At 61.3% G+C, this 23865-nt stretch carries 29 protein-coding genes, 1 pseudogene and 2 riboswitches; of the genes and pseudogenes, 17 read left to right on the forward strand and 13 right to left on the reverse strand.

The window, feature by feature from the left end; translation table 11 throughout:
* Positions 1-16 precede the first annotated feature (16 nt).
* A riboswitch (glycine riboswitch) is annotated at positions 17-110 on the forward strand.
* Positions 111-120: 10 nt separating this feature from the next.
* Positions 121-222, forward strand: a riboswitch (glycine riboswitch).
* A 62-nt stretch (positions 223-284) separates the two neighbouring features.
* Together HEQ17_RS07450 and HEQ17_RS07455 are read left to right on the forward strand one after the other, a co-directional pair.
* A complete protein-coding gene (locus tag HEQ17_RS07450) occupies positions 285-1544 on the forward strand; it encodes a D-amino acid dehydrogenase (protein ID WP_296292148.1) in 1260 nt (419 codons plus the stop codon).
* 2 nt (positions 1545-1546) lie between these two features.
* A complete protein-coding gene (locus tag HEQ17_RS07455) occupies positions 1547-2029 on the forward strand; it encodes a GNAT family N-acetyltransferase (RefSeq protein WP_296292149.1) in 483 nt (160 codons plus the stop codon).
* Here the strand turns inward: HEQ17_RS07455 and HEQ17_RS07460 are convergent.
* The 3 genes from HEQ17_RS07460 to HEQ17_RS07470 form a co-directional block, all read right to left on the reverse strand.
* Positions 2010-3143: a hypothetical protein gene (locus HEQ17_RS07460; RefSeq protein WP_296292150.1), complete on the reverse strand. Its 1134-nt coding sequence runs from the start codon at positions 3141-3143 to the stop codon at positions 2010-2012. The genes HEQ17_RS07455 and HEQ17_RS07460 overlap by 20 nt on opposite strands.
* A 111-nt stretch (positions 3144-3254) precedes the next feature.
* Positions 3255-3569 (reverse strand): BrnA antitoxin family protein, encoded by a 315-nt coding sequence (locus HEQ17_RS07465; protein ID WP_296292151.1) that lies wholly within the window; start codon positions 3567-3569, stop codon positions 3255-3257.
* A complete protein-coding gene (locus HEQ17_RS07470) occupies positions 3535-3813 on the reverse strand; it encodes a BrnT family toxin (RefSeq protein ID WP_296292152.1) in 279 nt (92 codons plus the stop codon). The genes HEQ17_RS07465 and HEQ17_RS07470 overlap by 35 nt, the downstream gene beginning before the upstream one ends.
* 168 nt (positions 3814-3981) lie before the next feature.
* On the opposite strand from HEQ17_RS07470, the gene HEQ17_RS07475 reads away from it, so the two are divergent.
* Positions 3982-5907 (forward strand): radical SAM protein, encoded by a 1926-nt coding sequence (locus HEQ17_RS07475; RefSeq protein WP_296292153.1) that lies wholly within the window; start codon positions 3982-3984, stop codon positions 5905-5907.
* Positions 5908-5930: 23 nt separating this feature from the next.
* Here HEQ17_RS07475 and HEQ17_RS07480 read toward each other — a convergent pair whose 3' ends face one another.
* The 5 genes from HEQ17_RS07480 to HEQ17_RS07500 form a co-directional block, all read right to left on the reverse strand.
* Positions 5931-6626: an SDR family NAD(P)-dependent oxidoreductase gene (locus tag HEQ17_RS07480; RefSeq protein ID WP_296293700.1), complete on the reverse strand. Its 696-nt coding sequence runs from the start codon at positions 6624-6626 to the stop codon at positions 5931-5933.
* Positions 6626-7402 (reverse strand): formylglycine-generating enzyme family protein, encoded by a 777-nt coding sequence (locus HEQ17_RS07485; RefSeq protein WP_296292154.1) that lies wholly within the window; start codon positions 7400-7402, stop codon positions 6626-6628. The genes HEQ17_RS07480 and HEQ17_RS07485 overlap by 1 nt, the downstream gene beginning before the upstream one ends.
* The gene (locus HEQ17_RS07490) at positions 7402-7785 is read right to left on the reverse strand and encodes a thiol-disulfide oxidoreductase DCC family protein (RefSeq protein ID WP_296292155.1); all 384 of its coding nucleotides are present in this window, start codon (positions 7783-7785) and stop codon (positions 7402-7404) included. Before HEQ17_RS07490 ends, HEQ17_RS07485 begins: the two co-directional genes overlap by 1 nt.
* Complete coding sequence (locus HEQ17_RS07495) at positions 7782-8354, reverse strand: histidine phosphatase family protein (RefSeq protein ID WP_296292156.1); 573 nt, start codon at positions 8352-8354, stop codon at positions 7782-7784. The genes HEQ17_RS07490 and HEQ17_RS07495 overlap by 4 nt, the downstream gene beginning before the upstream one ends.
* A gap of 86 nt (positions 8355-8440) precedes the next feature.
* Complete coding sequence (locus tag HEQ17_RS07500) at positions 8441-9097, reverse strand: DsbA family oxidoreductase (protein WP_296292157.1); 657 nt, start codon at positions 9095-9097, stop codon at positions 8441-8443.
* 122 nt (positions 9098-9219) lie between these two features.
* Between HEQ17_RS07500 and aroQ the strand changes: the two genes are divergently transcribed.
* The gene (gene aroQ, locus HEQ17_RS07505) at positions 9220-9657 is read left to right on the forward strand and encodes a type II 3-dehydroquinate dehydratase (protein WP_296292158.1); all 438 of its coding nucleotides are present in this window, start codon (positions 9220-9222) and stop codon (positions 9655-9657) included.
* A 1-nt stretch (position 9658) separates the two neighbouring features.
* Here the strand turns inward: aroQ and HEQ17_RS07510 are convergent, their stop codons facing one another.
* Genes HEQ17_RS07510 through HEQ17_RS07525 form a run of 4 tightly spaced genes read right to left on the reverse strand, consistent with a single transcriptional unit; the run spans position 9659 to position 13309 of the window.
* On the reverse strand, positions 9659-10543 hold the full coding sequence (locus tag HEQ17_RS07510) for an alpha/beta hydrolase (protein ID WP_296292159.1): 885 nt from the start codon (positions 10541-10543) through the stop codon (positions 9659-9661).
* Positions 10530-11696 (reverse strand): MFS transporter, encoded by a 1167-nt coding sequence (locus tag HEQ17_RS07515; protein WP_296292160.1) that lies wholly within the window; start codon positions 11694-11696, stop codon positions 10530-10532. The genes HEQ17_RS07510 and HEQ17_RS07515 overlap by 14 nt, the downstream gene beginning before the upstream one ends.
* 3 nt (positions 11697-11699) lie before the next feature.
* Positions 11700-12797: a chorismate synthase gene (gene aroC, locus HEQ17_RS07520; RefSeq protein ID WP_296292161.1), complete on the reverse strand. Its 1098-nt coding sequence runs from the start codon at positions 12795-12797 to the stop codon at positions 11700-11702.
* 44 nt (positions 12798-12841) lie between these two features.
* Positions 12842-13309, reverse strand: coding sequence for a CBS domain-containing protein (locus HEQ17_RS07525; protein ID WP_296292162.1), 468 nt, complete (start codon positions 13307-13309; stop codon positions 12842-12844).
* 115 nt (positions 13310-13424) lie between these two features.
* Here HEQ17_RS07525 and HEQ17_RS07530 point away from each other — a divergent pair, with 115 nt between their 5' ends.
* From HEQ17_RS07530 to HEQ17_RS07545, 4 genes and pseudogenes are all read left to right on the forward strand, one after another.
* A complete protein-coding gene (locus tag HEQ17_RS07530; RefSeq protein WP_296292163.1) occupies positions 13425-14723 on the forward strand; it encodes an O-acetylhomoserine aminocarboxypropyltransferase in 1299 nt (432 codons plus the stop codon).
* Positions 14720-15538 carry an alpha/beta hydrolase gene (locus HEQ17_RS07535; RefSeq protein WP_296292164.1) on the forward strand — a complete coding sequence of 273 codons (819 nt, stop codon included), beginning with the start codon at positions 14720-14722 and terminating at the stop codon, positions 15536-15538. Before HEQ17_RS07530 ends, HEQ17_RS07535 begins: the two co-directional genes overlap by 4 nt.
* Positions 15539-15579: 41 nt before the next feature.
* Positions 15580-16944 (forward strand): cytochrome P450, encoded by a 1365-nt coding sequence (locus tag HEQ17_RS07540; RefSeq protein WP_296292165.1) that lies wholly within the window; start codon positions 15580-15582, stop codon positions 16942-16944.
* Positions 16945-16961: 17 nt separating this feature from the next.
* Positions 16962-17042 (forward strand): annotated as a pseudogene (locus tag HEQ17_RS07545) (Mpo1-like protein); the annotation flags it as partial.
* A gap of 6 nt (positions 17043-17048) precedes the next feature.
* Here HEQ17_RS07545 and HEQ17_RS07550 read toward each other — a convergent pair.
* Positions 17049-18296 carry a YihY family inner membrane protein gene (locus tag HEQ17_RS07550; RefSeq protein WP_296292166.1) on the reverse strand — a complete coding sequence of 416 codons (1248 nt, stop codon included), beginning with the start codon at positions 18294-18296 and terminating at the stop codon, positions 17049-17051.
* A gap of 21 nt (positions 18297-18317) precedes the next feature.
* Between HEQ17_RS07550 and HEQ17_RS07555 the strand changes: the two genes are divergently transcribed.
* The 9 genes from HEQ17_RS07555 (at position 18318) to xth (ending at position 23650) form a co-directional block, all read left to right on the forward strand.
* Entirely contained in the window at positions 18318-18770 is a 453-nt protein-coding gene (locus HEQ17_RS07555) for a DUF2069 domain-containing protein (protein ID WP_296292167.1), read from the forward strand.
* Positions 18767-20197 (forward strand): FAD-binding oxidoreductase, encoded by a 1431-nt coding sequence (locus tag HEQ17_RS07560; protein ID WP_296292168.1) that lies wholly within the window; start codon positions 18767-18769, stop codon positions 20195-20197. Before HEQ17_RS07555 ends, HEQ17_RS07560 begins: the two co-directional genes overlap by 4 nt.
* 218 nt (positions 20198-20415) lie before the next feature.
* Positions 20416-20649, forward strand: coding sequence for a glycine zipper 2TM domain-containing protein (locus tag HEQ17_RS07565; protein ID WP_296292169.1), 234 nt, complete (start codon positions 20416-20418; stop codon positions 20647-20649).
* A 9-nt stretch (positions 20650-20658) separates the two neighbouring features.
* Complete coding sequence (locus tag HEQ17_RS07570) at positions 20659-20805, forward strand: lmo0937 family membrane protein (protein WP_296292170.1); 147 nt, start codon at positions 20659-20661, stop codon at positions 20803-20805.
* 202 nt (positions 20806-21007) lie between these two features.
* On the forward strand, positions 21008-21322 hold the full coding sequence (locus HEQ17_RS07575) for a BON domain-containing protein (RefSeq protein WP_296292171.1): 315 nt from the start codon (positions 21008-21010) through the stop codon (positions 21320-21322).
* A gap of 195 nt (positions 21323-21517) precedes the next feature.
* The gene (locus HEQ17_RS07580; RefSeq protein WP_296292172.1) at positions 21518-21940 is read left to right on the forward strand and encodes a thymidylate synthase; all 423 of its coding nucleotides are present in this window, start codon (positions 21518-21520) and stop codon (positions 21938-21940) included.
* Entirely contained in the window at positions 21835-22365 is a 531-nt protein-coding gene (gene thyA, locus HEQ17_RS07585) for a thymidylate synthase (RefSeq protein ID WP_296292173.1), read from the forward strand. Before HEQ17_RS07580 ends, thyA begins: the two co-directional genes overlap by 106 nt.
* A gap of 11 nt (positions 22366-22376) precedes the next feature.
* Complete coding sequence (locus tag HEQ17_RS07590; protein WP_296292174.1) at positions 22377-22871, forward strand: dihydrofolate reductase; 495 nt, start codon at positions 22377-22379, stop codon at positions 22869-22871.
* Positions 22868-23650, forward strand: a complete 783-nt coding sequence (gene xth, locus HEQ17_RS07595) for an exodeoxyribonuclease III (RefSeq protein WP_296292175.1) — start codon at positions 22868-22870, stop codon at positions 23648-23650. The genes HEQ17_RS07590 and xth overlap by 4 nt, the downstream gene beginning before the upstream one ends.
* Positions 23651-23865: the final 215 nt, after the last annotated feature.

Below are 23865 nucleotides of genomic sequence, written 5' to 3' on the forward strand. Positions count from 1 at the left end.
CACACTTCAAAATCAAATACCCGCATCGGGAGAGACTGTCCGCCACCGCAGACAGCGCCGAAGGAGCAACCACCCCGGAAACTCTCAGGCCAAAGGACCGATGCAGGCAGGCACATCCGTGTCAAAAACTCTGAAGAGCGCCCCGGGTTCGTCACCCGGGTCCACCGCAGGAGCAAGCCTCACCCGAGGTGAATCTCTCAGGTTTCAAACAGAGGGGGTCATGCCGCGCACATCCGGTGCGCAGCGTGTCCCACTGTTTGAGACGTTGAAACGAGAGAAGCTTCATGAAAAAGCACATGGTTGTCATCGGCGGCGGCATCACTGGCGTCACCTCCGCGTATGCCCTGGTTCAACAGGGTTTTGAAGTCACCCTGATCGAGAAAAACCGCTACCCCGGCATGGAAACGTCCTATGCCAATGGTGGTCAACTCTCGGCATCCAACGCCGAAGTCTGGACCCACCCATCCACGATCATCAAGGGTCTGAAGTGGATGTTCAAAAATGACGCCCCGCTGCTCATGAACCCCACCCCCACCTGGCACAAACTCAGCTGGATGGCCGAGTTCATGGCCGCCATGCCCAAGTACAGGGACAACACCATCGCTACAGCGCAACTGGCCATCGAATCACGCGAGCACCACTTTGCGTGGGCCCAAGCAGAGGGCATCGAGTTCGACCACAAGCGCGAGGGCATTCTGCATTTTTACCGTGACAAAAAGGGCTTTGAACATGCCGGACAAGTCTCCAAATTGCTGGCCCAGGGTGGCTTGCCCCGTCGTGCGGTGACGCCCGAAGAAATCAAGGCCATTGAGCCCACCCTGCACGGCAATTACTACGGTGGTTATTTCACCGAAAGCGACTCGACGGGCGATATCCACAAGTTCACCTATGGCTTGGCCAAGGCTTGCGAGCGCCTGGGCGTCAAGATCCTCAACGAACACGAAGTCCTGAGCGTGGCCGCCAACGGCCAAAGCGCTTTTGTGCAGGTCAAGCATGCGGGTGATACCGACTCGCTGACCTTTGACGGCATCGTGATGTGTGCCGGCGTGCACGGCCGCCGCCTGGCCGCGCAGTTGGGTGACCGCCTGAACATCTACCCCGTCAAGGGCTACTCGATCACCGTGAACCTGCCCGACGGTGCCAGCCAAGCGGCAGCGCCGCAAGTCAGCCTGCTCGACGACGAAACCAAACTGGTCACCAGCCGCTTAGGGCTTGACCGCTTCCGCGTGGCGGGCACGGCCGAATTCAACGGCATCAACCTGGACATCCGCGCTGACCGCATCCAGCCCCTGATTCAGTGGGTCAACCAGTGCTTCCCTGACATCGACACCCGCAAGGTGGTGCCTTGGGCGGGCCTGCGCCCCATGATGCCCAACATGCTGCCGCGTGTGGGCGCTGGCAAAAAGGCCAATGTGTTCTACAACACCGGCCACGGCCACCTGGGCTGGACGCTGAGCGCCATCACGGCGCACCAACTGGCTGGCCATGTGATGGCCGGTATGCAGGACAATGTGCGCTCCTTGATGACCCCTGCCACCACCTGACCATGACGCTTCATATCCTGCCCGTTGATTATCAAAACCCTGTCCACCGCTCTGCCCTGGTGATGCTGCTGGACGCCTATGCCCAAGACCCCATGGGCGGGGGCGAAGCCCTAGCCCAGGATGTGAAAGCGCGCTTGTGCGATGACCTGGCCGCACGCACCGATGCGGCCAGCTTCATCGCTTGGTTGAACGATGCGCCGGTGGGCTTGGTCAACTGCATCGAAGGCTACTCCACCTTCAAGGCGCAGCCCCTGATGAACATCCACGACATCGCCGTGCTGCCGGGTCACCGGGGTGCAGGTGTTGGTCAGGCTTTGTTGTCGGCTGCCGAGCAACACGCCAAGGACCGCGCTTGCTGCAAGCTGACACTGGAGGTGCTGACGGGCAACACGCGGGCCTTAAAAAGTTATCTGGGCTTTGGCTTTGAGCCCTACGCGCTCGATCCCGCAGCGGGTCAGGCCAGCTTCATGCAGAAGTGGCTTTAGCCAGCTGCCACTGCTCTTTGAGCCAGCGCTTGAGTTCGGCCTCGTTTTGAATCCGGCGCAAGTCGGCCGCCAGGCTGTCGGCACTGTGGCGCTGGTCGGCCTGAATGCGCTGCAGTGACTGACTCAAGGTGGCTTCATCGGCATCCGCGCGAACCGGCACACAGAGTTCGCGACTCAGGCGGTTTTCCAACTGATCCAAATCGTCTTCCAGCGCGGCCACCTGCTCCGTGAGCAACAAGGACATGGCGATCAGCTTGTCGTCGGCCATGCGTGCCGTGCCCCCCTTGTTTTGCGGGTTGACCTGCGTCACTTGCATTTGCAGACGCAGCAAGGTGGTCAGATCGTTTTTTTCATAGGCGGCGTTGACCTCGCTCATCAAGCCGGTCTTGCGCAGGCGCTCTTGTTCATCCGGCTCACGGTCGGGGTGCAAGGCGCTGGCCAGTTGCCGAAAGATGGTGCGAATGGCGCTTTTGGCGTCCAGCTCGCGCGTCTGGGCAGCGGGCACTTCGCCCTTGTCTGCGGCAGCGCTTTTCTTTTGAGCTTGTTTTTGAGCTTTGCGGGCCGCGCGCTTGGCGGTCTTGCGCTCTTCGTCGGCTTGCTGTTGGCGTTGCCACTGGCGCATGCCTGCAGCCATCATCTCTTCGGGTGTCTGGTACTGGCTGGGTTTTTCAATCGGCTGGCCCAGCGCTTCTTCGATGCGCTCGCGCAAACGTTGCGCGGCCTCGGCCTGCTCCTCGGCGGCTTCTTGCTCGTCTTCTTCGCTCACATACAGGTCAACCAAGGCCTGAACCTGTGGGTCATTGGTGGCTGCCAAATGCGCCATCAAACCCCGCACCGGCCCCCGAGCCATTCGCTGCTGCCGATCGGTGAAGTCTGCAGTTTGCAGGCGCTCATGCACAAAGAGCAGCAAACTTTTGCGGTGCGCCTGCGACAGCTGCACCGACTCGCGCAGGGCCTGAATGTGCGCATAACGGTGCTTGTCAGACCAAGCTTCCAGGCGCTGAATCTGCCCCGATAGCCGTTCGATCTGGGCCAGCAAGTCGTTGAAGCGTTGTTGTGCGGGGGTGAGCCGGTCTTGATCGACGGGCTGGACAATGAGGTCTAAGAGGTTCAAGAGAAAACCGGAATGGGGTGCTTGAAAGGCATAACGGCTTGGAGGAAGGTTTTCATCATGGGTGTGTGTGACGCAGCACTGCCGCGATTGTCAAAGCTGGCTGGGTCTTGCTTATTTTGCGTGCGCTTTGTGCGCCTCAACGTAAGAGCGCAGAACAGCGTTCATGCGCGACTGATAGCGCTTGCCGCTGTCTTTGAAAAAATCCAACACCTCGGCATCAATGCGCAAGGTGATTTGCTTTTTGGTGTGCGGCAACTGCTCGGCCGCCTTCATCCAAACCGCATCCGGCCTGAACGGCGCATCGCTGGTATCGATCTGATCGTCAGGCAACGCGGCCAAAGCCGACAAACGCGACTTTTGCGCTGCGGTCAATGGCGGTGGTTGCTTGGGGTCAAGCGTTAGCTTCACGGTATTGTTTTTGCTCATGAGAAAGTGCCTTTCTAGCGGGAATGATGCGACTGGTGTCCTCATGCCTGACGGTATAAACCACGTAGAGGACAGACGCATAGACTTGCCCGATCGTGGCCCAACGTTCTTCACCATGGTCCTCGCGCCCGTCGTAACTTTCAAGACGCCCACCGTCCAGCAAAACCCGCGCAGCGTCTTCAAAAGCAACTCGGTGCTTTTGAAGGTTCAATGCAGCCTTGGCCGCGTCCCATTCGAATTCCATACGGGCTCATTGTTGTTGCATTTTGTAGTTACGTCAAGACTGGATTGCCATCATCATTTGATTCTTCCCCTGCTCTGCCGATTTCAACCCGAATGAGAGATGTCCCTTTTTCCGCAATGGCGCGTTGTCCCCCGCCGATAATCCTCTCAGTTTTTCACTTTTCTGCCCATGCCCAGCCCAGCCCCGTTCAAAGTCCTGAGCCTCATCCCGCCGATGACGCAGCTCAACACGCCCTACCCGTCCACGGCTTACCTGACGGGTTTCTTGCGTTCGAGGGGTTTCGATGCGGTGCAAGAAGACCTGGCCCTGGCCACCGTGCTGGCTTTGCTGAACAAGAAGGGGCTGACCGATTTGCGCGATACAGCCTTGGCTTTGCCGGTCGAAGAGCGCTCAGGCCCGGTGAACTTTTTTCTGGACCACTTCAACGATTACGCCATCAGCATCGACCCGGTGATCGCCTTTTTGCAGGGCCGCGACAGCACGCTCAGCCACCGCATCGCAGGCCGTGGCTTTTTGCCCGAAGGCCCGCGCTTTGCAGCGCTCGACGCTTACGAAGACGACGGCACCGGCGACCCGATTGGCTGGGCATTTGGTGCTCTAGGTCAAACCGACCGCGCCCGCCACTTGGCCACGCTGTACCTGAACGACCTGGCCGATGTGCTGCGCGATGCGGTGGACGAAGGTTTTGAATTTGTGCGCTACGCCGAGCGCCTGGCCGCCAGCCAACCCAGCTTTGACGCGCTGGCCCAAGCGCTGGCCCAGCCCCCGAATTTGATCGACACCACGCTGGAACGCTTGGCGTTGCAGGCCATTGAGCGGCACCAGCCCACCTTGGTTTTGCTGTCGGTGCCCTTCCCCGGTTCGGTGTATGCGGCTTTTCGCATCGCCCAGTGCATCAAGCGGGCGCACCCAACCATCCGCATTGGCCTGGGTGGCGGCTTTGTGAACACCGAGCTGCGCGAGTTGAAAGACGTGCGCGTGTTCGACCATGTGGACTTCGTCACGCTCGACGGCGGCGAACGCCCGCTGCTCAGCCTGATCGAGCACCTGCAGGGCCAACGCAGCCTGCAGCGCCTGCAGCGCACCTTCATCAAGAGCGAATCAGGTCAGGTGCAGTACATCAACCTGCAAGAGCCCGACATCCCGTTTGAAGAGGTGGGCACGGCCACTTGGGACGGTTTGCCGCTGCACAAATATTTATCGCTGCTGGACATGCTCAACCCGATGAACCGGCTGTGGAGCGACGGACGTTGGAACAAACTCACCGTGGCGCACGGCTGCTACTGGAAAAAGTGCAGCTTTTGCGACGTGAGCCTGGACTACATCAGCCGCTACGAAACCGCGCAGGCCAGCACGCTGGTGGACCGTATTGAGCAGATCCTGGCCGAGACGGGCCAAACCGGCTTTCACTTTGTAGACGAAGCCGCACCACCCAAAGCGCTCAAGGCCCTGGCAGAAGAACTGCTGCGCCGAGGCGTGCAGATCTCGTGGTGGGGCAACATCCGCTTTGAGAAAACCTTCACGCCCGAGCTGTGCGAGCTGCTGGCCCAAAGCGGCTGCATCGCCATGTCGGGCGGGCTCGAAGTGGCGTCTGACCGCTTGCTTGCCCTGATGAAAAAAGGCGTCTCGGTCGAGCAGGTGGCGCAGGTCACCAAAGGCTTTGCCGACGCGGGCGTGCTGGTGCACGCCTACCTGATGTACGGCTTCCCGACGCAAACCGTGCAGGACACCGTGGACGCGCTCGAGTACGTGCGGCAGTTGTTTGAAAACGGCTGCATCCACAGCGGCTTTTTCCACCGTTTTGTGTGTACCGTGCACTCGCCCGTGGGCCTCAACCCCGAGGTCTACGGCGTCAAGCTCTTGCCCCTGCCCGAGGGCACCTTTGCCAAAAACGATGTGGGTTTCGTAGACCCAACCCCCATGCCGCTGGGTGTGGACCACGACCTGCTGGGCCAGGGCCTGAAAAAAGCCATCTACAACTTCATGCACGGCGTTGGCGTAGAGAACGATGTACGCCAGTGGTTTGATCTGCCCAAAGGCCAATGCCCCAAAACCACGGTGCTGCGCCACAAGATTGCCAGGGCACTGGGCTAATCCAAGTCCTCAGCTTGGGCGCATCACCAAGGGATGTGCCGCCCCTGATGGTCCACAAACTGCGCACGCCCTGTGGGCTGCAAGCCATCGAGCGTGGCCAGCAAGCGCTGGGCTGACTCGTTTGGGTGCAGGGCATCCTGGCCCACAAACGGCTGGCTCAAGGCCGATTGCACCGTGCCCGGCTGCAAGGCGGCCACCACCAACAGCGGCCTGCGCCGTGCGATTTCGATGGCCGCTGTTTGCAGCAACATGTTGAGCGCTGCCTTGGCCGCCCGGTAACCGTACCAACCGCCTTTGCAGTTGTCTTCGATGCTGCCCACGCGCGCCGACAATTTGCCCCAGATGACACGCTCACCCGAGGCCAACAAAGGCAAGAAATGCTTGAGCAGCAAAGACGGCCCCACAGCGTTCAGGTGCAAGGCGTGAAGCAAATGCGCCGCGTCCAGCTCGTCCAGTCTTTTTTCAGGGCCTCGCCCATTCAGTGTCAAGGCCCCCGTGGCGTCCAGCACCAGATGAAACGGCCCCTGCTCCGCCAAGGCCTGGGCGCAGGCCTGGATGCTGGGCTCGCTCAGCAGGTCAAGCCCCGGCGAGCTTTGACGAGACACACCCACCACCGCCGCACCACGCGGGTCAGCCCGAAGTTGCTGCAGCAAGGCGCCGCCAATCGCCCCGCTGGCGCCCACGACCAGCGCCCGGTAACCCTCAGGCAAAGAAGTCATCATGGCTTGGCCCTGGACGCACTGGGCGCAGCAGGGGCCAGGTCATAAGCGCAGCGAAAGCCGAGGTAGACCACATAAACGTCAGCGGCTTTGAAGGCCTGCACATCGGCCTTCATGTTATAAGCGCCATACCACCACGAGCCTCCCACGGTGCGCCGCTGGCCGCCCTGCTCATCGGTGGTCCACTCCCACACGTTGGCGCCCATGTCGTACAAACCGTTCACGCCTTGGCGCGTGGCGCCCGCAGGGGCTGCGCGGGGCCATGGGTCTGGGTCGCTGGTGTTCGCCCCTTGCGGGCTGTCACCCGTGCTCCAGGCATAGGTTTTGCCTTTCACCCAAGGCGCTGGGGGGTTGTCACGCAACTCGGTGAACCCCGCCTTTTGCCATTCCGCGCCTGTGGGCAAGCGGCCCCCTGCCCAGCGGCAGTAAGCCTGCGCCTCGGCAAAATCCAGGTGCACCGCAGGCAAATCAGCAACTGCCGAAACGCCGTCGGGCTTGCGCCAAGACCAGCCGGGACGGCGTACCCATCCGCCGACATACTCAAAACCGCCGCCCTCTTTTTCAGCCCGGGTCACGGTGCCTGTGGCCCGCACGTAGCGCTCAAACTGGCCGATGGTCACTTCGGTGCGGTCCATGGCCCAAGGGCCCAAAGTCACCTTCTCGCCAACCGGGCTGGATGCTTGCGCCAGGGCATGGGGCAGACCCAACACAGCCAAAGCGCCATACAAACCCAAGCCAACCACTTTAGGCAAAGCGCCCGACAAGCCTTTGGCCATCACGATTTCTCCTCACCCAAGCTGCGCCTGACCCACTTTTGCAAAGTGGGTCGCAACGGCAAAAACAAACGGTACGCGGCCTCGAACAGCCAAGACAGCGGAGGCCAGGCCGACAGCCAACCCAACCAACGCCAGCCCGGAAATAAGCGCCACATTTGCGAGAACGCGGCCGCGCCACTGAACAAGCGGCCTTGGCTGTCGCGCACATGGAAACGGGCCATCGCCTGCGCGCAGCTGAGCGAAGCGCCCAATTCGGCCCCCGCACTCACATCCACCCAATCGATGGCGGCCGCCTGGGGCAAACGCCGGTAAACGGCCATCTCGCGTCGGCACATGGGGCACGAGCCGTCAAAGTACACCGTCAAACTGCGCAGACCGCTCATGGGGCGAGCTCCGCTCGGGCCAGCAAACGGCCTTGGCGGTCCACCAAAAATCCCTCGCCCATGCTGGGGTAGGCCCCTGTCAGGCCGGTCATGTTCACTTGGTGTGTGACCCACACCTCGGTGCGGCCCTGGGGCCATCCACGCAAACGGGACAACAAGGCTTTTTGCTGCGCAGCCGAATCACCCTGCCCGGCGAAGGTGCTGTTCAGTGCGGGCCAGTCTTCAAACTGCCCAAAAGCCAGTCGCGCCGTGTCTTGGCAGCGGCACCACTGGCTGCTCAGCACCGAATCGGGCTTGAAACTTTGTGCTTTCAGCCAGGCCCCCAAAGCCTGCGAGGCCTGCCTGCCCGCATCGCTCAAATTGCGTTGGGTGCGGCACTGTCCCAAAGTGAATCCCGCCGGATCGCCCAGGCCCGATTCGGTCGCGGCATGGCGAATCAGCAGCGCACCACCGCTTTGCCGCCACAGGCGCAAAAGTTCTGCCGCGGCAGCCTTGCGCTCAGGCTGCGCCCGCACCCCACCCGACATGCCCATCAGGGCCAAGGCCGCCGCCGCAGGCCATTGGCCCAAAAGTCTGCGCCGTGAGGTGCAGACCCTCGGCATCTCGAGGTTTGCCGCTGGCAGCTTGAACAGAGGCTTCATTTGCAAGGCCCCGATCAACCCGCTTCGCCCAGGGCGATGCGCCGAAGCGCCTGCTCGAACACCTCGACCGGCTGGCCGCCCGAGATCAAATGCTTGTCGTTGATGATGACCGCGGGCACCGAGCGGATGCCCGCCTGGGTGTAGAACTGTTGCCGCTCGCGCACCTCTGCGGTGTGGGCATCGCTTTGCAACACCGCGTTGGCGGCCGACACATCCAAGCCTGCGGCAGCCACGCTGGCCAACAAAACCTGCGGGTCTTCCACACACTCGGCACGGCCTTGGTAAGCCTGCAGCAGGGCTTTTTTCAAGGCATGCTGTGCCCCGTCGCCTTGCCCTTCGGCCCAGTGCAGCAAGCGGTGCGCGTCAAAGGTGTTGTAAACCCGGCCTCGCCCGTTGGGGTTGAACACGAAGCCCACCTCGGCCCCACGTTCGGTGATCGTCTGGCGAATCTGAGCTTGTTGCTCAGGGGTGGAGCCGTATTTTTCGGTCAAATGTTCCCCCAAGTCTTGACCACCCGGCGGCATGTGCGGGTTCAGCTCGAAAGGCTGAAAATGCAGCTCGGCCTGCACCTCGCCTTGCAAGCGCTCCAGCGCTTGCTCCAGCCCGCCCAAACCCACGGCGCACCAAGGGCAGGCGATGTCGGACACAAAATCAATCTTCAAAGGGGTCATGGTCAACTTTCGGAGAATACGTGCCGCTCAGTGCGGCAGAATCATGATCTTGCCGCATATCACCGACAATCGCAGATCTTGGCCCCAATTCCCACGATCCTTTGAGCAATAGAGCCTCCACCATGAACATCCTTGTCCTGCACGGCATCAACCTGAACATGTTCGGCAAACGTGACCCGGCCCAATACGGAACGACCACGCTGGACGAAATCAACACCGAATTGACCGCCCTGGGCCTTGAACTGGGCGCGCAGGTCGAGTGCTACCAAACCAATTACGAAGGTGAAATGGCCGAGCGCATCCACCGCGCCCACGGCGATGGCGTGCAGGCCGTGGTCATCAACGCTGGGGCTTGGACGCATTACAGCTACGGCATCCGCGACGCGCTGGCCATCCTCAAGTGCCCCATCATCGAAGTGCACATGTCCAACATCCACGCCCGCGAGGCATTTCGCCACCACTCGGTGATCGCCGACATCGCCAAAGGCCAGATCGCTGGTTTTGGCGTGGACAGTTACCTGCTGGGCCTGCGCGCTGCGGTCTCAGCTGCCCGCGGCTGATTCAAGCGGGCACCGAGTCCAACACCCTCTGCAAGGCCTGATCAAAGGCCTGCGCTGCCTCGAACTGCACCCAATGCCCCGCCCCTGCCACGGTGTGCCACTGTCCCCACCGTTGCGCCATGCCAGGCATGGCTGCTTGGAGCTCTGACAAGCGCTCCCGGTACAAAGCATCGTGCTCGCCAAAAATGGCGCTCACAGGCACCTGCAAATGAGGTAAGGCACGCGCCACGATGTCGGTCGACGACAAGCGCCTGCGCGGCATGCGGTCGCGCTGCACATTGGCAGCATGCAAGCTCAGCGCCAAGTCATCCAAAGAGGTGGGCCATTCGAGCATGAGCGCCATCAGGTTGTGGCGGTGCACTTGGTTCTGTGCTTCGGGCGTGGGCAAATGCCTCCAGCCTTTGAGCGGCACACGCTGCGACGTCGCCAAGCCCATACCCGGCGCGCCGACCAACACCAGTTGCTCAGCGTCTTGCGGGTGCGCAGCCAGCCACAAAGCGCCCGCCATGCCGCCAAACGAAAAGCCTACCAGCTGCACCCGATCGCCACAGGCGCCACAGACTTGCAGCTGCTGCAATCCGGCATGCAGGTGGGCGGGCAAAGCGTCCACGTCGGTGCAGCCAAGCGGCAAATCCGAGTCGCCAAAACCGGGCAAATCCGGCACCAAGACCCGCCAGCCTGCCGCTTGCAAAGGGGCGATGTTGCGCACCCAGTGCGTCCAGCTGCCGCTGCCGCCATGCAGCAAGACCACGGCGGGCTGAGAGGGCTGCCCCCAAGCGTGCCAGACCGTGCGGCTGCCGTCGCATGTGGTGTGCAGCCGTGTGGCTCCTCCCAGTAACTGGCGCAGATCGGGCGTTAAAAAATCAGGACATTCAAACCGGTTCATGCAAGCGCCACACTTTAAAGGCCGCCATGGTAGCCACCACACTGGTCAGCACACTGAGCACAAAGACACTCTGCAAGCCCCAGCGTTCGCTGATCAAGCCGCCCAACAAAGCGCCCAAAACGCCCGGGAAACCGTAGGCAATCACGGTGTACAGCGCCTGCCCGCGCCCGCGCAAACGGCCGGAAAAATGCTGCGATATCAGCGCAATGCAGGCCGTGTGGTGCGTGGCAAAGGTGATGGCGTGCAGGGTTTGCGCCAGCAGCAAAACCCACAACACATCGGCCCAAGTCGCAGTCATCAGCATCCGCAGCACCATCACGGCCGAGCACAGCACCAGCCAAGCCGTCAAAGGCATGCGCGGCAACCATCGCGACTGGGTGAAAAACCAAACGATCTCGACCGCCACCGACACGGCCCACAACAGACCGATCATGGTTTTGCTGTAACCCAGCGAATCGAGGTAAAGCGAGAAAAACACGTACACCCCAATGTGCGACAGCACATGGAAAAACGTGGAAGTGAAAAACCAGAACACCGGTTTTTGGCGCAGCACGGGCCATACAGGGGCATGTTCATCGGTGTGGTGGATGGTCTCTTTCAGGTCGGGCATCCACCACACGCTGAGCAACACCGCGCCCAGGGTCAGCACCGTCCAGGCCGGAAAGTGCTGCATCCCAAAGGCCTCGAACCAGGCCCCCGCCGCAAACACCGTGACCAGAAAACCCATAGAGCCCCACAGCCGCACCCGCCCATAGCGCTTGGTGTCAAAAGCGCCGCCCCGGCTGACCAGGTGCGCCATGGCCGCCTCGCTCATGGGCATCATGGCACTGGTGTGGGAGAACATGAGCAGCAACACCAGGCCCAGCCCGACGGGGCCCCAATCCCAAAACAGCAAACAAGCCGTGGCAAACGCCACGCCTGCGCCAATGCGCAGCAACTTGACACGCTCACCCGTGCGGTCACTGATGGCGCCCCAGGCATAGGGCGCAAACAAACGGGTGGTGGCCTGCACGGCTGTGAGCACACTGATGGTCAGCAAGCTCAAGCCCATGTCCTGCAGCCACAGCGGCAAATACGGGTTAAAAAACCCGATGTGTGCAAAGTAACTGGCCGACAACGCGGCAAAAGGCCAAAGCTGACGGCGTGGCGTCATGCCTTAGGGCTTGGCCGCAGCGATCGGGGCCTGCGCGTGCTCGACATCACCGCACTGGGCGCGGTGTTGCAGGGCGTGCTCCATCACCACCAGCGACAGCATGGCCTCGGCAATCGGGGTGGCGCGAATGCCCACGCAGGGGTCGTGTCGGCCTTTGGTGATGACTTCGGTGGGCTGGCCACTGGAGTCGATCGAATCGCGGGCAATCAAGATCGAGCTGGTCGGTTTGATGGCGATCGACACCTCAATGTCTTGCCCTGTGCTGATGCCGCCCAGCACGCCGCCCGCGTTGTTGCCCACAAAGCCGCCCGGCGTGAGCGTGTCGCCCGCCATGCTGCCTTTTTGTGTGACGCAGCCAAAACCCGCGCCGATTTCCACGCCCTTGACCGCATTGATGCCCATCATGGCAAAAGCGATGTCGGCGTCGATCTTGTCAAACAGCGGCTGGCCCAAGCCCACGGGCACGCCACGCGCCACCACGCGCAAGCGCGCCCCACACGAATCGCCCGACTTGCGCAGCGCGTTCATGTAGTCCTCAAGGGCCGACACATCGGCCACAGGGGCAAAAAACGGGTTGTTCGGGACATGGTCCCAGCTCTCAAAACCAACCGGCACATCGCCGATCTGGGTCATGCAGCCCACGAACGTGGTGCCAAACTGTTCTTTGAGCCACTTCTTGGCCACCGCCCCGGCTGCCACCATGGGGGCCGTCAAGCGGGCCGACGAGCGGCCGCCGCCCCGTGGGTCGCGCAGGCCGTATTTGCGCCAGTAGGTGTAATCGGCGTGACCGGGACGGAAGGTCTGCAGGATGTCGCCATAGTCCTTGCTGCGCTGGTCGGTGTTGTGGATCAGCAGGCAAATCGGGGTGCCGGTGGTGAGGCCTTGGTACACGCCCGAGAGGATTTGCACCGCATCGGGCTCATTGCGCTGGGTGACGAATTTGCTGGTGCCCGGGCGGCGACGGTCGAGGTCGGGTTGGATGTCGGCCTCGCTCAAAGGCATGCCCGGCGGACAGCCGTCGATCACGCAGCCAATGGCTGGGCCGTGGGATTCACCAAAGTTGGTGACCGAGAAAAGTTGTCCGAAGGTATTGCCGCTCATGCACCGGATTATCCCAGAGCGGACTCACACCGCTCGGACAAGCTTCACTGCTTGGCGTTTCCCCCGTCTGAAGAGGAAGCGTCAGGCCAATCACGGATGTAAGCTTTGAGCATGGTGTTTTCAAAATTCTGGCTGTCCACCACGGCTTTGGCCACGTCGTAAAAGCTGATCACGCCCATCAGCATGGTGCCGTCCATGACCGGCATGTAACGGGCATGGTGCTCCAGCATCATGCGGCGCACCTCATCTATGTCGGTGGCGCCAGAACAAACCAAGGGCTGGGCTTCCATGGCCTCGCGCACCAAGGTGTTGCCGACTTGACCACCATTTTTAACAATTTGCTGAATCACCTCACGGAATGTCAGCATCCCCGCCAGCGCACCCTTGGCCATGACCACCAAGGACCCTAAGTCTTTTTCAGCCATGTCGTTCATGGCACGCGACAGGGGTTCGTCAGACTGAACGGTGAACAGTGTGCCGCCTTTGACGCGGAGGATGTCGCTGACTTTCATGGTGAGTCTCCTTGGGGTCGAATGCAGTTCTAATTGGGCATCAATATAGCCCACAATCAAGGCCGCAAGAAAGGCCTTGCGCTTGGCTGATGCTTTCTTTTTTCGGAGACACCCCATGGCTGGCTACAGCGATCCCGGTTTTGACACTTTGGCTTTGCATGCGGGGGCGGCCCCTGACCCGACCACCGGCGCTCGGGCCGTGCCCATCCATTTGACCACTTCTTTTGTGTTCGAGTCGAGTGACCAAGCAGCCGCCCTGTTCAACCTGGAGCGCCCTGGCCATGTTTACAGCCGCATCAGCAACCCCACCAACGCGGTGCTCGAACAGCGCATCTCGGCTTTGGAGGGCGGCATCGGCGCCATCACCACCGCCAGCGGGCAAGCGGCTTTGCACCTGGCCATCGCCACCCTCATGGGCTCAGGCTCGCACATCGTGGCCTCTTCGGCTTTGTATGGCGGCTCACACAATCTGCTGCACTACACCCTGAGCCGGTTTGGTATCCGCACCACTTTTGTGAAACCCGGCGACCTGGACGCCTGGCGCGCCGCCGTGCAGCCCGATACCAAACTCTTTTTTGGCGAGACGGTGGGCAACCCTGGCATGGACGTGCTCGACATCGAAGCCGTCAGCGCCATCGCGCACGAGGCGGGCGTGCCCTTGCTGGTCGACTCGACGCTCACCTCGCCCTGGCTCATCAAACCTTTCGACCACGGGGCTGATCTGGTGTACCACTCGGCCACCAAATTTTTGTCGGGCCATGGCACGGTGGTGGGCGGCGTGGTGGTCGATGGCGGCAGCTTTGACTGGGACAAGTCGGGCAAGTTCGCCGAACTGAGCCAAGCCTACGAAGGCTTTCACAACATGGTTTTCAGCGAAGAAAGCACCGTGGGCGCGTTCTTGCTGCGCGCCCGGCGCGAGGGCCTGCGCGACTTTGGCGCTTGCATGAGCCCGCACACCGCCTGGTTGATTTTGCAAGGCATCGAGACCCTGCCCCTGCGCATGGCGCGCCACATGGAAAACACAGCCAAGGTGGTCGAATTTTTGGCCGAGCACCCGCTGGTCAGCCGTGTGGGCCACCCCATGCTGGAGAGCCACCCCTCTCACTCGTTGGCACAAAAGCTTTTGCCACGCGGCGCGGGCTCGGTGTTCAGCTTTGACATCCGGGGCTCTCGCGCCCAAGGCCAAAAGTTCATCGAAACCCTGAAAGTGTTCAGCCACCTGGCCAACGTGGGCGACTGCCGCAGCCTGGTGATCCACCCCGCCAGCACCACGCATTTCCGCATGAGCGACGAGGCGTTGGCCGCCAGCGGCATTGGCCCGGGCACGATCAGGCTGTCGATTGGCCTGGAAGACCCGGCCGATTTGATGGATGACCTGAAAAAAGCCCTGAAAGCCGCGGAAAAAGCAGTATGAACATCACCGTCCAAGGCCACCCGCTGTACGCCTACACCGGCGGCAAGCCCTTCAACCCCGCGCAGCCCACCGCCGTGTTCATCCACGGCGTGCTCAATGACCACAGCGTCTGGATCTTGCAGACCCGCTACCTGGCGCACCACGGCTGGAATGTGCTGGCCATCGACTTGCCGGGCCACTGCAAAAGCGAAGGCACACCGCCGCAAAGCGTGGAAGAAGCCGCCGACACCGTCATCGCCTTGCTCGATGCGATGAAGATCGACAAAGCCGCCTTGATCGGCCACAGCTTTGGCTCGCTGATCGCGCTGGAAGCCACTGCCCGTGACGCGGCATCGCACCCGGGGCGCATCAGCCACTTGGTGATGGTGGGCACCGCCTACCCCATGGCGGTGTCGCCCGCTTTGCTCGACCTGTCGGTCAGCGCCCCCTTCAAGGCCATCGACATGGTCAACAGCTTCTCACACTCCACGCTGGCACCACCGCCTTCTGCTTTGGGGCCTGGCACCTGGCTGTATGGCGGCAGCAAGGCGCTGATGCGCCGCGTGCTGGCCAGCAACACGCAGGTCAATGTCTTCCACACCGGCTTCAAGGCCTGCAACGACTACCGTGGTGCCGAGGCTGCCATGCCCCAGGTCGCCTGCCCCACCCTGTTTGTGTTGGGCAGCGCGGACCAGATGACGCCACCCAAGGCCGCGCAAAGTCTGATTGGCCTGTGCGCCAAGCCCAAAGTGGTCAAGCTGCCCGCAGGTCATTCGCTCATGACCGAAGCGCCCGAAGGCGTGTTGCAGGCGCTCAAGGATTTTTTGAAACCGTGAGCTGCACGGCCATTCGCACACAGGGGTGCGTTTTTTAAAACATGAACACACTGACTGCCCACATCACCCCGCCCTTGTCGGCCGAGAGGGCCCAGCAAATCGCCCAATCGCTGGACCTGCGGGCTTTGCCGTGCGACTTTCTGGACAACCCCTACCCGGTCTACGCCGCGCTGCGCGAGACCGAGCCCTTCAAGCGCATGCCCGATGGCTCGTATTTCCTGACGCGCCATGCTGATCTGGTGGCGGTGTACCGCGACGCCAAGGTCTTCAGCTCCGACAAACAAGTCGAGTTCGGCCCCAAATACAACCACGCTCCGTTCAACCAACCGCCGTTTGCCACCCCCGGTGGTCTGGCCCCGCTGTTCGAGCACCACACGAACAGCCTGGTCTTCAACGACCCGCCGCTGCACACCCGGGTGCGCCGTCTCATCATGGGCGGGCTGACCCGCCGCGCCATTGAAGCCATGGAGCCGGGCCTGGTGCTGTTGGTGGACAGCCTGCTGGACAAAATCGAGGCAAAACATGGCGGTGACCTGATCGAGGACTTCGCCTCGGCCATTCCGGTCGAGATCATCGGCAACCTGCTGGGTGTGCCGCACGCCGAGCGTGAACCCCTGCGCGGTTGGTCGCTGGCCATTTTGGGCGCGCTGGAACCCGCCCTGAGCCCTGAGCAAGAATCGCTGGGCAACCGCAGCGTGACCGAGTTTCTGGCCTATCTGCGCGAGTTGGTGGCGCATCGCCGCCAACACCCGGGCGATCCGGAGCACGACGTGCTGACAAGGCTGATCCAGGGCGAGGAAAATGGCGATGCCCTGAGCGAAGTCGAACTGCTGCAAAACTGCGTGTTTTTGCTCAACGCCGGACATGAAACCACCACCAACCTGATCGGCAACGCGCTCATCAGCCTGCAGGAATGGCCCGAGCAGCGTGAACAACTGAAGGCCGACCTCAAGCAAGCGGCCACCGACGAAGAACGTGATCAGATCATGGGGCTCGCCGTGGACGAGTTCTTGCGGTTTGAATCGTCCAACCAACTGAGCAACCGCCGCGCCTTGCAGGCCACACAGGTCAATGGCGTCGATCTGCCTGCGGGCGCCTTGGTCACGCTGTGCATCGGCGCGGCCAACCGCGACCCGTCGGTGTACGACAACCCCGAACAACTGGACCTGCGCCGAACCGGCAACAAACATCTGGCCTTTGGCTTTGGCGTGCACCAATGCGCAGGCCTGAGCCTGGCGCGTTTGGAGGGGCGCATCGCCATTGGGCGGTTTTTGCAACGCTTTCCGAACTACCAACTCACCCAGACCCCGGTGCGCGGCGGTCGCGCCCGGTTCCGGGGGTTTCTGAACGCCCCCTTTCGCACCCGATCACCACTACAGCACCACCTACAGGAGACACTGCCATGACCGAAGCCGTTTGTCACGCCAGCTTCAAACGGCCGCTCTACAGCTTCATGGGCGACTGGGTGATGTACCGCGACATGTGGCGCGGCCGTGTGAGTTTTAAAGGTTCAAGCCTTCTCTGGCAACAAAGCCGCCAAACGAATCTGGTCCATCCCGGTTTGCAGCCACAGCGGGTCGGTGGCGGACCCCCGATGCACCAGCAAACGATCGGCCAGCGGGGCCACACTGGCCATCTCAGGGTCAACCAGCAACACCAATCGGGCTTGACCCTGCTCGTTTTGTTCGCTCAAGCGGCCCACCCAGTCCAAGCCTTGCAGCACCGTCAGCACTTGGCGCAACTCCTCGTTTTCAACCCGCAAAATCGCCGCCACCTCATCGACGCTGCGCCCACGGCGCTCCGAGAGTCTGGCGGCATTCAATTCGGCCAGCACCTCCAAGGCGAGCCTGAACGACCACCCAGCACCTTCAGGCTTGCGCCAATGCTGACGCCCCAACTCGGGCAGGCTCGACGCCACCACCGCGCCCAGCAAGACCAGCAACCAGGTCACATAAATCCACACCAACAAAATCGGCAAGGCCGCAAAGGCGCCATAAATGGCCGAATAGGTGGGCACCTGCAGCAAATACACCGCCATCAGCTTTTTGGCCAGCTCCAGTGCCACGGCCACCAAAAAACCGGCCGTGATGGCGTGCCGCCAGCGCACCTGGGTGTAGGGCACATAAAAATACAGACCACTGACACAAGCCGTCAGCAGCACAAATTCAAAACTGTCGAGCAACCAACGCCACGAACCGGGCAAGACATTCACCACATCTCGCGAAGCCGTCACCACATACGAGCTGATGGCCAGGCTGCCCCCCAAAAGCAATGGCCCCAGAGTGATGGCTGTCCAGTACAGCAACACCCGCTGGGGCAGGTTTCGCTGGCGCTGGACGCGCCAGATCTGCCCCAGAGTGCGCTCGATGGTGACCATCAAAAACACCGCCGACAACAGCACCGCCACCAGGCCCGCCGAACCCAGGCGGCTGGCCTTGCGGGAAAACTGGGTCAGGTAGCTCAGCACCTGGCGCGCAATGCTCTCGGGCACCAGGCTCTCAATCAGCCAGCGCTGGATCGTGTCCTGGAACTTGCCAAACACCGGAAAAGCCGAGAACACCGCCAAACCCACGGCAAACAAAGGCACCAGCGCCAACACGGTGGTAAAGGTCAGCGATCCTGCGCTGACACCCAGCCGGGCATCGCGAAAGCGCGCAGCCAGCACGCCAGTCATTTGACGCCATGGGAAAACAGAGACCTCTTGCCACCAAAGGGTCATCGGGTTGCGTAAGGAGGACTTGAACAAGGCATTGGGCATGCCCGGTATGATGCCATCGCCATGAACCTCAACGACCCCAGCCCTTCTTTGCCTTCCAACCCTTCCCCCGAAAAAGCCCGCCCCGAAGGCCTGGACTGGACCCGCTGGCTGGCGGTCGGCAGCCTGGTCGGGCTGATCGCCCTGGGCCTGGCCTGGGAGCTGTGGCTGGCTCCGCTGCGTGAAGGCGGCTCGTGGTGGGCCATCAAGGTGTTGCCGCTGTGCATTCCAATTGCGGGCTTGTTGAAAAAACGCATGTACACCTACCGCTGGGTCAGCTTGTTGGTCTGGCTCTATTTCACGGAAGGCGTGGTACGCGCTTGGAGCGATGCCTGGCCCTCGTCGGGTCTGGCCATGCTGCAAACCCTGTTGTGCACCAGTTTGTTTGTGGCCTGCGCGATGCATGTGCGCATCCGTTTCAAGGCAGCCAAAGCGACGGGCAACTTTGTGCCGGTGCCCAGAGACGGATTGCCATGACCCAGACACTGCTGAATCAATTTCGTCAAATTTGTGGCGATGTACACGTCTTGACCCATGACGACCCCACAACAGACTTGAGCCCCTGGGAACAAGACTGGCGCAAACGCGTCAAGGGCCGAGCCCTTGCCGTGGTGCGCCCTGGCAACACGGCCGAAGTGGCCGCCGTGGTCAAGGCCTGCGCACCAGCGGGCACGCCCATCGTGCCTCAAGGCGGCAACACCGGGCTGGTGGTGGGCAGCGTACCCGACGGCTCTGGCACACAAATCGTCCTGAGCATGACCCGCATGAACGCGGTGCGCACCATCGACCCGGCCAACCTGACGATCACAGTCGAGGCCGGTTGTGTGCTGCAAAACCTTCATGTCGTTGCTGAGAATGCCGGATTTTTGTTCCCCCTGAGTTTGGGGGCGGAGGGCAGCTGCACCATCGGCGGCAACCTGGGCACCAACGCGGGCGGCACACAAGTGATTCGCTACGGCAACACCCGCGAACTCTGCTTGGGCCTGGAGGTCGTCACCGCGCAAGGCGATATCTGGCATGGCCTGACCGGCCTGCGCAAGGACAACACCGGCTACGACCTGCGCAACCTGATGATCGGCAGCGAAGGCACGCTGGGCATCATCACTGCCGCCACCCTGAAGCTCTACCCCCTGCCCGCCGCGCAGCTGACCGCCTGGGCTGCTGTGCCTAGCATGGAAGCGGCGGTGCAACTGCTGGGTCTGGCGCACCAGCGCCTGGGGCCGGGCCTGACGGGCTTTGAGGTCATGGGCCAATTTGCCCTCAGCCTGGTCGACAAGCACTATACCCATCTGCGCGTGCCGCTGTGGCAAACATCACCCTGGTGCGTGCTGCTGGAAAACTCCGACAGCGAAAACGAAGCGCATGCGCGCAGCCAGTTTGAAGCCCTGCTGGAGGTAGCACTGGAAGCCGGTTGCGTGACCGATGCCGTGGTCGCCGAAAACCTGACGCAAGCCAAAGGCCTGTGGCACATCCGCGAAAGCATCACCCTGGCCCAGGTGCAAGAAGGCCTGAACATCAAACACGACATCAGCCTTCCGGTCTCACTGATTGCGGCCTTTGTGACCGAGACAGATGCCCTGCTTGCCCGCGAGGTGCCCGGTGTGCGCATGGTGGACTTTGGTCACCTCGGTGACGGCAACCTGCACTACAACGTGCAAGCGCCCGAAGGGGCCGACGGCCAAGCCTTTTTGCGCGACTTCGAAGACCAGGTGAACACCCTGGTGTTTGACCAGGTGCTCAAATTCAAGGGCTCGATCAGCGCCGAGCACGGCGTGGGAGAGCTGAAAGTGGGCAAGCTGCCGATGTACAAGGATGCCACGGCCATGGCGATGATGCGCGCTGTCAAGCAGGCGCTGGACCCCCAGAACCTGCTCAACCCGGGGCGCGTCCTAGATAGGTTGTGATGGCGGGTCTGGCCGCCGCTTGAAGGTCGGACATCTCTTCAAAAAACTCATCAGTCCGTGATGTGTCAACGAGCTGTCTCATGGCATAGCCGCCATGACGTGTCCTGGCCCACAGACCTTGGCCGCTGGAGCTTCTATGCTGAACTGACTGGAGTGACCTTTGCCCGAGCGGCCAAAGGACAACTCGAGTGTTCATCTCACCCACAAGGAGTTCAGCGATGCAAAAGACACATTCTCCAAACCGCCTCTTGAGCACAGCCGCACTGGCGCTTCTGGCCTTGGGCCAGAGCGCCTGCTCCGGCATGACGCAACAGGAAAGAAACACCGCGATCGGCGCTGGCGTGGGTGCCATCGGGGGCTCGATTCTGACGGGGGGCAGCACAGCAGGCACCGTCGGTGGCGCTGCCGTGGGCGGTGTGATTGGTCACGAAATCGACAAAAACAAAAAGTGAGTCACCGCCATGCTTGAAACCATTGCGATTATCCTGGTCGTCCTGTGGCTCGCGGGCCTGGTGTCCTCCTACACCATGGGTGGACTGATCCACATCCTGCTGGTCATTGCCATCGTGGTCATCCTGGTGCGTTTGATTCAGGGCAAACGCCTTTGACCCGACAGCGCTGGCGGCTTGTACGCCAGCATGCGCGTGCGCGGCTTTGCCATGCGTCCCGTTGTGGCATGGCGCACCGACATAGGCTGTTTTTTTATCTATCCTGACCCAACTTGAAAGAATGACTGCAAAGCAAAAAATTCAAGCATGGGGTCAAGCTTTGGTTTGGCCAAATAGACAGATTGAAAGACAGGACTACAAAATGACCAGAAAAACCACTTGGGCTACCTTGGCCGCCACTTTGATGATGGTGTTGGCCTCTGGTTGCGCTGTCACAAGAGGGCAGGAATCGGTTGGTGCCTACATCGACGACACAGGGATCACCACCTCGATCAAATCACGTTTTTTTGAAGACAAAGACGTGGCAGGGTCGTCCATCAGCGTGGAAACCCTGAAAGGCACTGTGATGTTGTCTGGCTTTGCCAAAAGCGCACTCGAGCGCAACAAGGCCGAGACCATCGCACGCGGTGTCAAGGGTGTGACTTCGGTGAAAAACGAAATCGCCATCCGTCCATGAGCCGTGCGCATGGGCTGTTGATGGCGCTGGGTTGCGGTCGTTTTTACAGGCCGCCGAGACCGCTAAAAACAATCGTCAAAGGATTTGCGATTTGGTTGCGGCTTGTGGATCGCAGTTTTCAGACCTTTGCTGCCTGACCAGAATCGATTGGTCGGCCTAGCATGGCGCTTGGCGGGTGCCTTAAACTTGGGGCCCATGACAAGCCTTGCCCCACCACGCCCCATCCGCAGCCAATACGAAGACTTCATGCGCCATGTCTACACGACCGGTGTGCAAAAAGGTGACCGCACCGGCACCGGCACGCGCAGCGTGTTTGGCCACCAAATGCGTTTTGACCTGAATGAAGGCTTTCCGCTGGTCACCACCAAAAAGGTATTTTTACGGGCCATCATCGTGGAGCTGCTGTGGTTTTTGCGCGGCGACAGCAACTGTGAAATGGCTGCAAGAACGCGGCTGCACCGATCTGGGACGAATGGGCGCGCGAAGACGGTGACCTGGGTCCGGTCTATGGTGTGCAGTGGCGTAACTGGCCCACCCCGGTGGCGGCCACATCGACCAGATCCAGCAGGTCATGGACACGCTCCAAAACAACCCCGACAGTCCGCCGCATCATCGTGAGCGCATGGAACGTGGCCGAGCTGGACAAAATGGCATTGATGCCCTGCCATGCGTTCTTTCAGTTCTATGTCGCGCCGCCGCAAAACCCTGGCGAAAAAGCCAAACTCAGCTGCCAGCTGTACCAGCGCAGCGCCGACATCTTCTTGGGCGTGCCCTTCAACATCGCCAGCTACACCCTGCTGACGCACATGATCGCGCAGCAGTGCGACATGGACGTGGGCGACTTCATCTGGACGGGTGGCGATTGCCACATCTATGCCAACCACCATGAACAGGTCGAGCTGCAGCTGAGTCGCACGCCCATGGCTTACCCCACGCTGAACATCAAGCGCAAGCCCTCCTCCATTTTTGATTACGCATACGAAGACTTTGAGGTGCTGGGCTATGAGCACCATCCGGCCATCAAAGCACCTGTGGCTGTTTGAGACCAGACCGAATGAAACTGCACCTGATTTATGCCCGCTCCCGCAACGGCACGATCGGCAAAGAAGGGCAAATGCCTTGGCACCTGCCTGAAGACCTGGCGCACTTCAAGCGCGTCACCCTCGGCCAGCCGGTCATCATGGGCCGCAAGACTTGGGACTCGCTGCCAGCACGTTTCCGACCCCTGCCGGGACGCGTCAACATCGTGATCACCCGCCAGAGCAACTGGCGTTGCGAGGGGGCATTGCGTGCAGCCTCCATGGATGACGCCATGCACCTGTGTGGCGATGTGCCCGATGCCTGGATCATGGGCGGGGCGGAGATTTACCGCCAAGCCGAGCCACTGGCCTGCACCGCGGTCGTGACTGAGATCGATGCCGACTTTGAAGGCGATGCCTTTGCGCCCACACTGACTTCAGGCTGGCAAGAGGTCCAGCGTGAAAGACACACCTCCGCCAGCGGCTTGGGTTTTGCGTTTGTCACCTACCAACACCCCCGCACCCCATGAAACTTGCCACCTGGAACGTCAACTCGCTGTCCGTGCGTCTGCCGCAAGTGCTGGACTGGCTGGCCGCCAACCCCACTGAGGTGCTGGCGCTGCAAGAGCTCAAACTGACCGACGACAAGTTCCCTGCCGCTGCGTTTGCCGAGGCCGGTTACCAGGCGCAATGGTTTGGCCAAAAAACCTACAACGGCGTGGCGCTGATCTCCAAAACCGAAGGCGCGGACGTGGTCAAAAACATCCCCGGCTTTGCAGACGACATGTCGCGAGTGATTGCTGCCACCTACCCCGATGGCGCGGGTGGCACGGTGCGAGTCATCGGCGCGTATTTTCCCAACGGCCAAGCACCGGACAGCGACAAATTCGTCTACAAAATGCGCTGGCTCGACGCCCTGCGTGACTGGGTGGGCAGCCAGATGCAACAGCACCAAAATCTGGTGCTGCTGGGCGACTACAACATCACCTTTGACGAACTCGACATGTGGGACCCGGTGGCGCTGGCGGGCACCATCCACTGCACCGTGGCAGAGCGTGAAAAACTTCAGGCCCTGACCGATTTGGGCCTGACCGACAGCTTCCGGCTGTTTGAGCAACCCGAAAAAAGCTACAGCTGGTGGGATTACCGCGAGTTCGCGTTCCGCCGCAACCGGGGTCTGCGCATCGACCACATCCTGATTTCAGAGGCACTCAAATCCCGCGCCAGCGCCTGCGTGATCGACCGCGCCCCGCGCAAGAACGAGCGCCCCAGCGACCACGCGCCTGTGGTGTTGACGCTGGGCTTGTAGGCGCAGCTTCCTCGCGGCGAGTGTCTGCCCTTGTTGAAGCACTTTCGCGGCGGAGGTGCCGCACCTACCTGTTCCACAGCCGCGGAACGCTTCCTGGCAAGCCCCACATCTCATGCCGTCGCGCTGACCTCACTTGTTTGAGCAGTTGAAAGGCCCGCCACATCTTGAGCAGCCAGCCCGGCGCTATCTTTCATGCAGACCCCTGTGCGGAGTCT

The sequence above is a fragment of the Limnohabitans sp. genome (assembly GCF_023910625.1).
GTDB lineage: Bacteria > Pseudomonadota > Gammaproteobacteria > Burkholderiales > Burkholderiaceae_C > Limnohabitans_A.

Bases quoted from the DNA above. Each gene is read 5' to 3' on its own strand.
- HEQ17_RS07590 (WP_296292174.1), top strand. From the start codon at position 22,377: ATGAAACTGCACCTGATTTATGCCCGCTCCCGCAACGGCACGATCGGC.
- HEQ17_RS07535 (WP_296292164.1), top strand. From the start codon at position 14,720: ATGAACATCACCGTCCAAGGCCACCCGCTGTACGCCTACACCGGCGGC.
- HEQ17_RS07530 (WP_296292163.1), top strand. From the start codon at position 13,425: ATGGCTGGCTACAGCGATCCCGGTTTTGACACTTTGGCTTTGCATGCG.
- HEQ17_RS07570 (WP_296292170.1), top strand. From the start codon at position 20,659: ATGCTTGAAACCATTGCGATTATCCTGGTCGTCCTGTGGCTCGCGGGC.
- xth (WP_296292175.1), top strand. From the start codon at position 22,868: ATGAAACTTGCCACCTGGAACGTCAACTCGCTGTCCGTGCGTCTGCCG.
- HEQ17_RS07480 (WP_296293700.1), bottom strand. From the start codon at position 6,626: ATGACTTCTTTGCCTGAGGGTTACCGGGCGCTGGTCGTGGGCGCCAGC.
- HEQ17_RS07450 (WP_296292148.1), top strand. From the start codon at position 285: ATGAAAAAGCACATGGTTGTCATCGGCGGCGGCATCACTGGCGTCACC.
- aroC (WP_296292161.1), bottom strand. From the start codon at position 12,797: ATGAGCGGCAATACCTTCGGACAACTTTTCTCGGTCACCAACTTTGGT.
- HEQ17_RS07500 (WP_296292157.1), bottom strand. From the start codon at position 9,097: ATGACCCCTTTGAAGATTGATTTTGTGTCCGACATCGCCTGCCCTTGG.
- HEQ17_RS07465 (WP_296292151.1), bottom strand. From the start codon at position 3,569: ATGAGCAAAAACAATACCGTGAAGCTAACGCTTGACCCCAAGCAACCA.
- HEQ17_RS07510 (WP_296292159.1), bottom strand. From the start codon at position 10,543: ATGAACCGGTTTGAATGTCCTGATTTTTTAACGCCCGATCTGCGCCAG.
- HEQ17_RS07580 (WP_296292172.1), top strand. From the start codon at position 21,518: ATGACAAGCCTTGCCCCACCACGCCCCATCCGCAGCCAATACGAAGAC.
- HEQ17_RS07470 (WP_296292152.1), bottom strand. From the start codon at position 3,813: ATGGAATTCGAATGGGACGCGGCCAAGGCTGCATTGAACCTTCAAAAG.
- HEQ17_RS07540 (WP_296292165.1), top strand. From the start codon at position 15,580: ATGAACACACTGACTGCCCACATCACCCCGCCCTTGTCGGCCGAGAGG.
- HEQ17_RS07485 (WP_296292154.1), bottom strand. From the start codon at position 7,402: ATGGCCAAAGGCTTGTCGGGCGCTTTGCCTAAAGTGGTTGGCTTGGGT.
- HEQ17_RS07490 (WP_296292155.1), bottom strand. From the start codon at position 7,785: ATGAGCGGTCTGCGCAGTTTGACGGTGTACTTTGACGGCTCGTGCCCC.
- HEQ17_RS07575 (WP_296292171.1), top strand. From the start codon at position 21,008: ATGACCAGAAAAACCACTTGGGCTACCTTGGCCGCCACTTTGATGATG.
- HEQ17_RS07555 (WP_296292167.1), top strand. From the start codon at position 18,318: ATGAACCTCAACGACCCCAGCCCTTCTTTGCCTTCCAACCCTTCCCCC.
- HEQ17_RS07455 (WP_296292149.1), top strand. From the start codon at position 1,547: ATGACGCTTCATATCCTGCCCGTTGATTATCAAAACCCTGTCCACCGC.
- HEQ17_RS07565 (WP_296292169.1), top strand. From the start codon at position 20,416: ATGCAAAAGACACATTCTCCAAACCGCCTCTTGAGCACAGCCGCACTG.
- HEQ17_RS07515 (WP_296292160.1), bottom strand. From the start codon at position 11,696: ATGACGCCACGCCGTCAGCTTTGGCCTTTTGCCGCGTTGTCGGCCAGT.
- HEQ17_RS07560 (WP_296292168.1), top strand. From the start codon at position 18,767: ATGACCCAGACACTGCTGAATCAATTTCGTCAAATTTGTGGCGATGTA.
- HEQ17_RS07525 (WP_296292162.1), bottom strand. From the start codon at position 13,309: ATGAAAGTCAGCGACATCCTCCGCGTCAAAGGCGGCACACTGTTCACC.
- aroQ (WP_296292158.1), top strand. From the start codon at position 9,220: ATGAACATCCTTGTCCTGCACGGCATCAACCTGAACATGTTCGGCAAA.
- HEQ17_RS07475 (WP_296292153.1), top strand. From the start codon at position 3,982: ATGCCCAGCCCAGCCCCGTTCAAAGTCCTGAGCCTCATCCCGCCGATG.
- HEQ17_RS07550 (WP_296292166.1), bottom strand. From the start codon at position 18,296: ATGCCCAATGCCTTGTTCAAGTCCTCCTTACGCAACCCGATGACCCTT.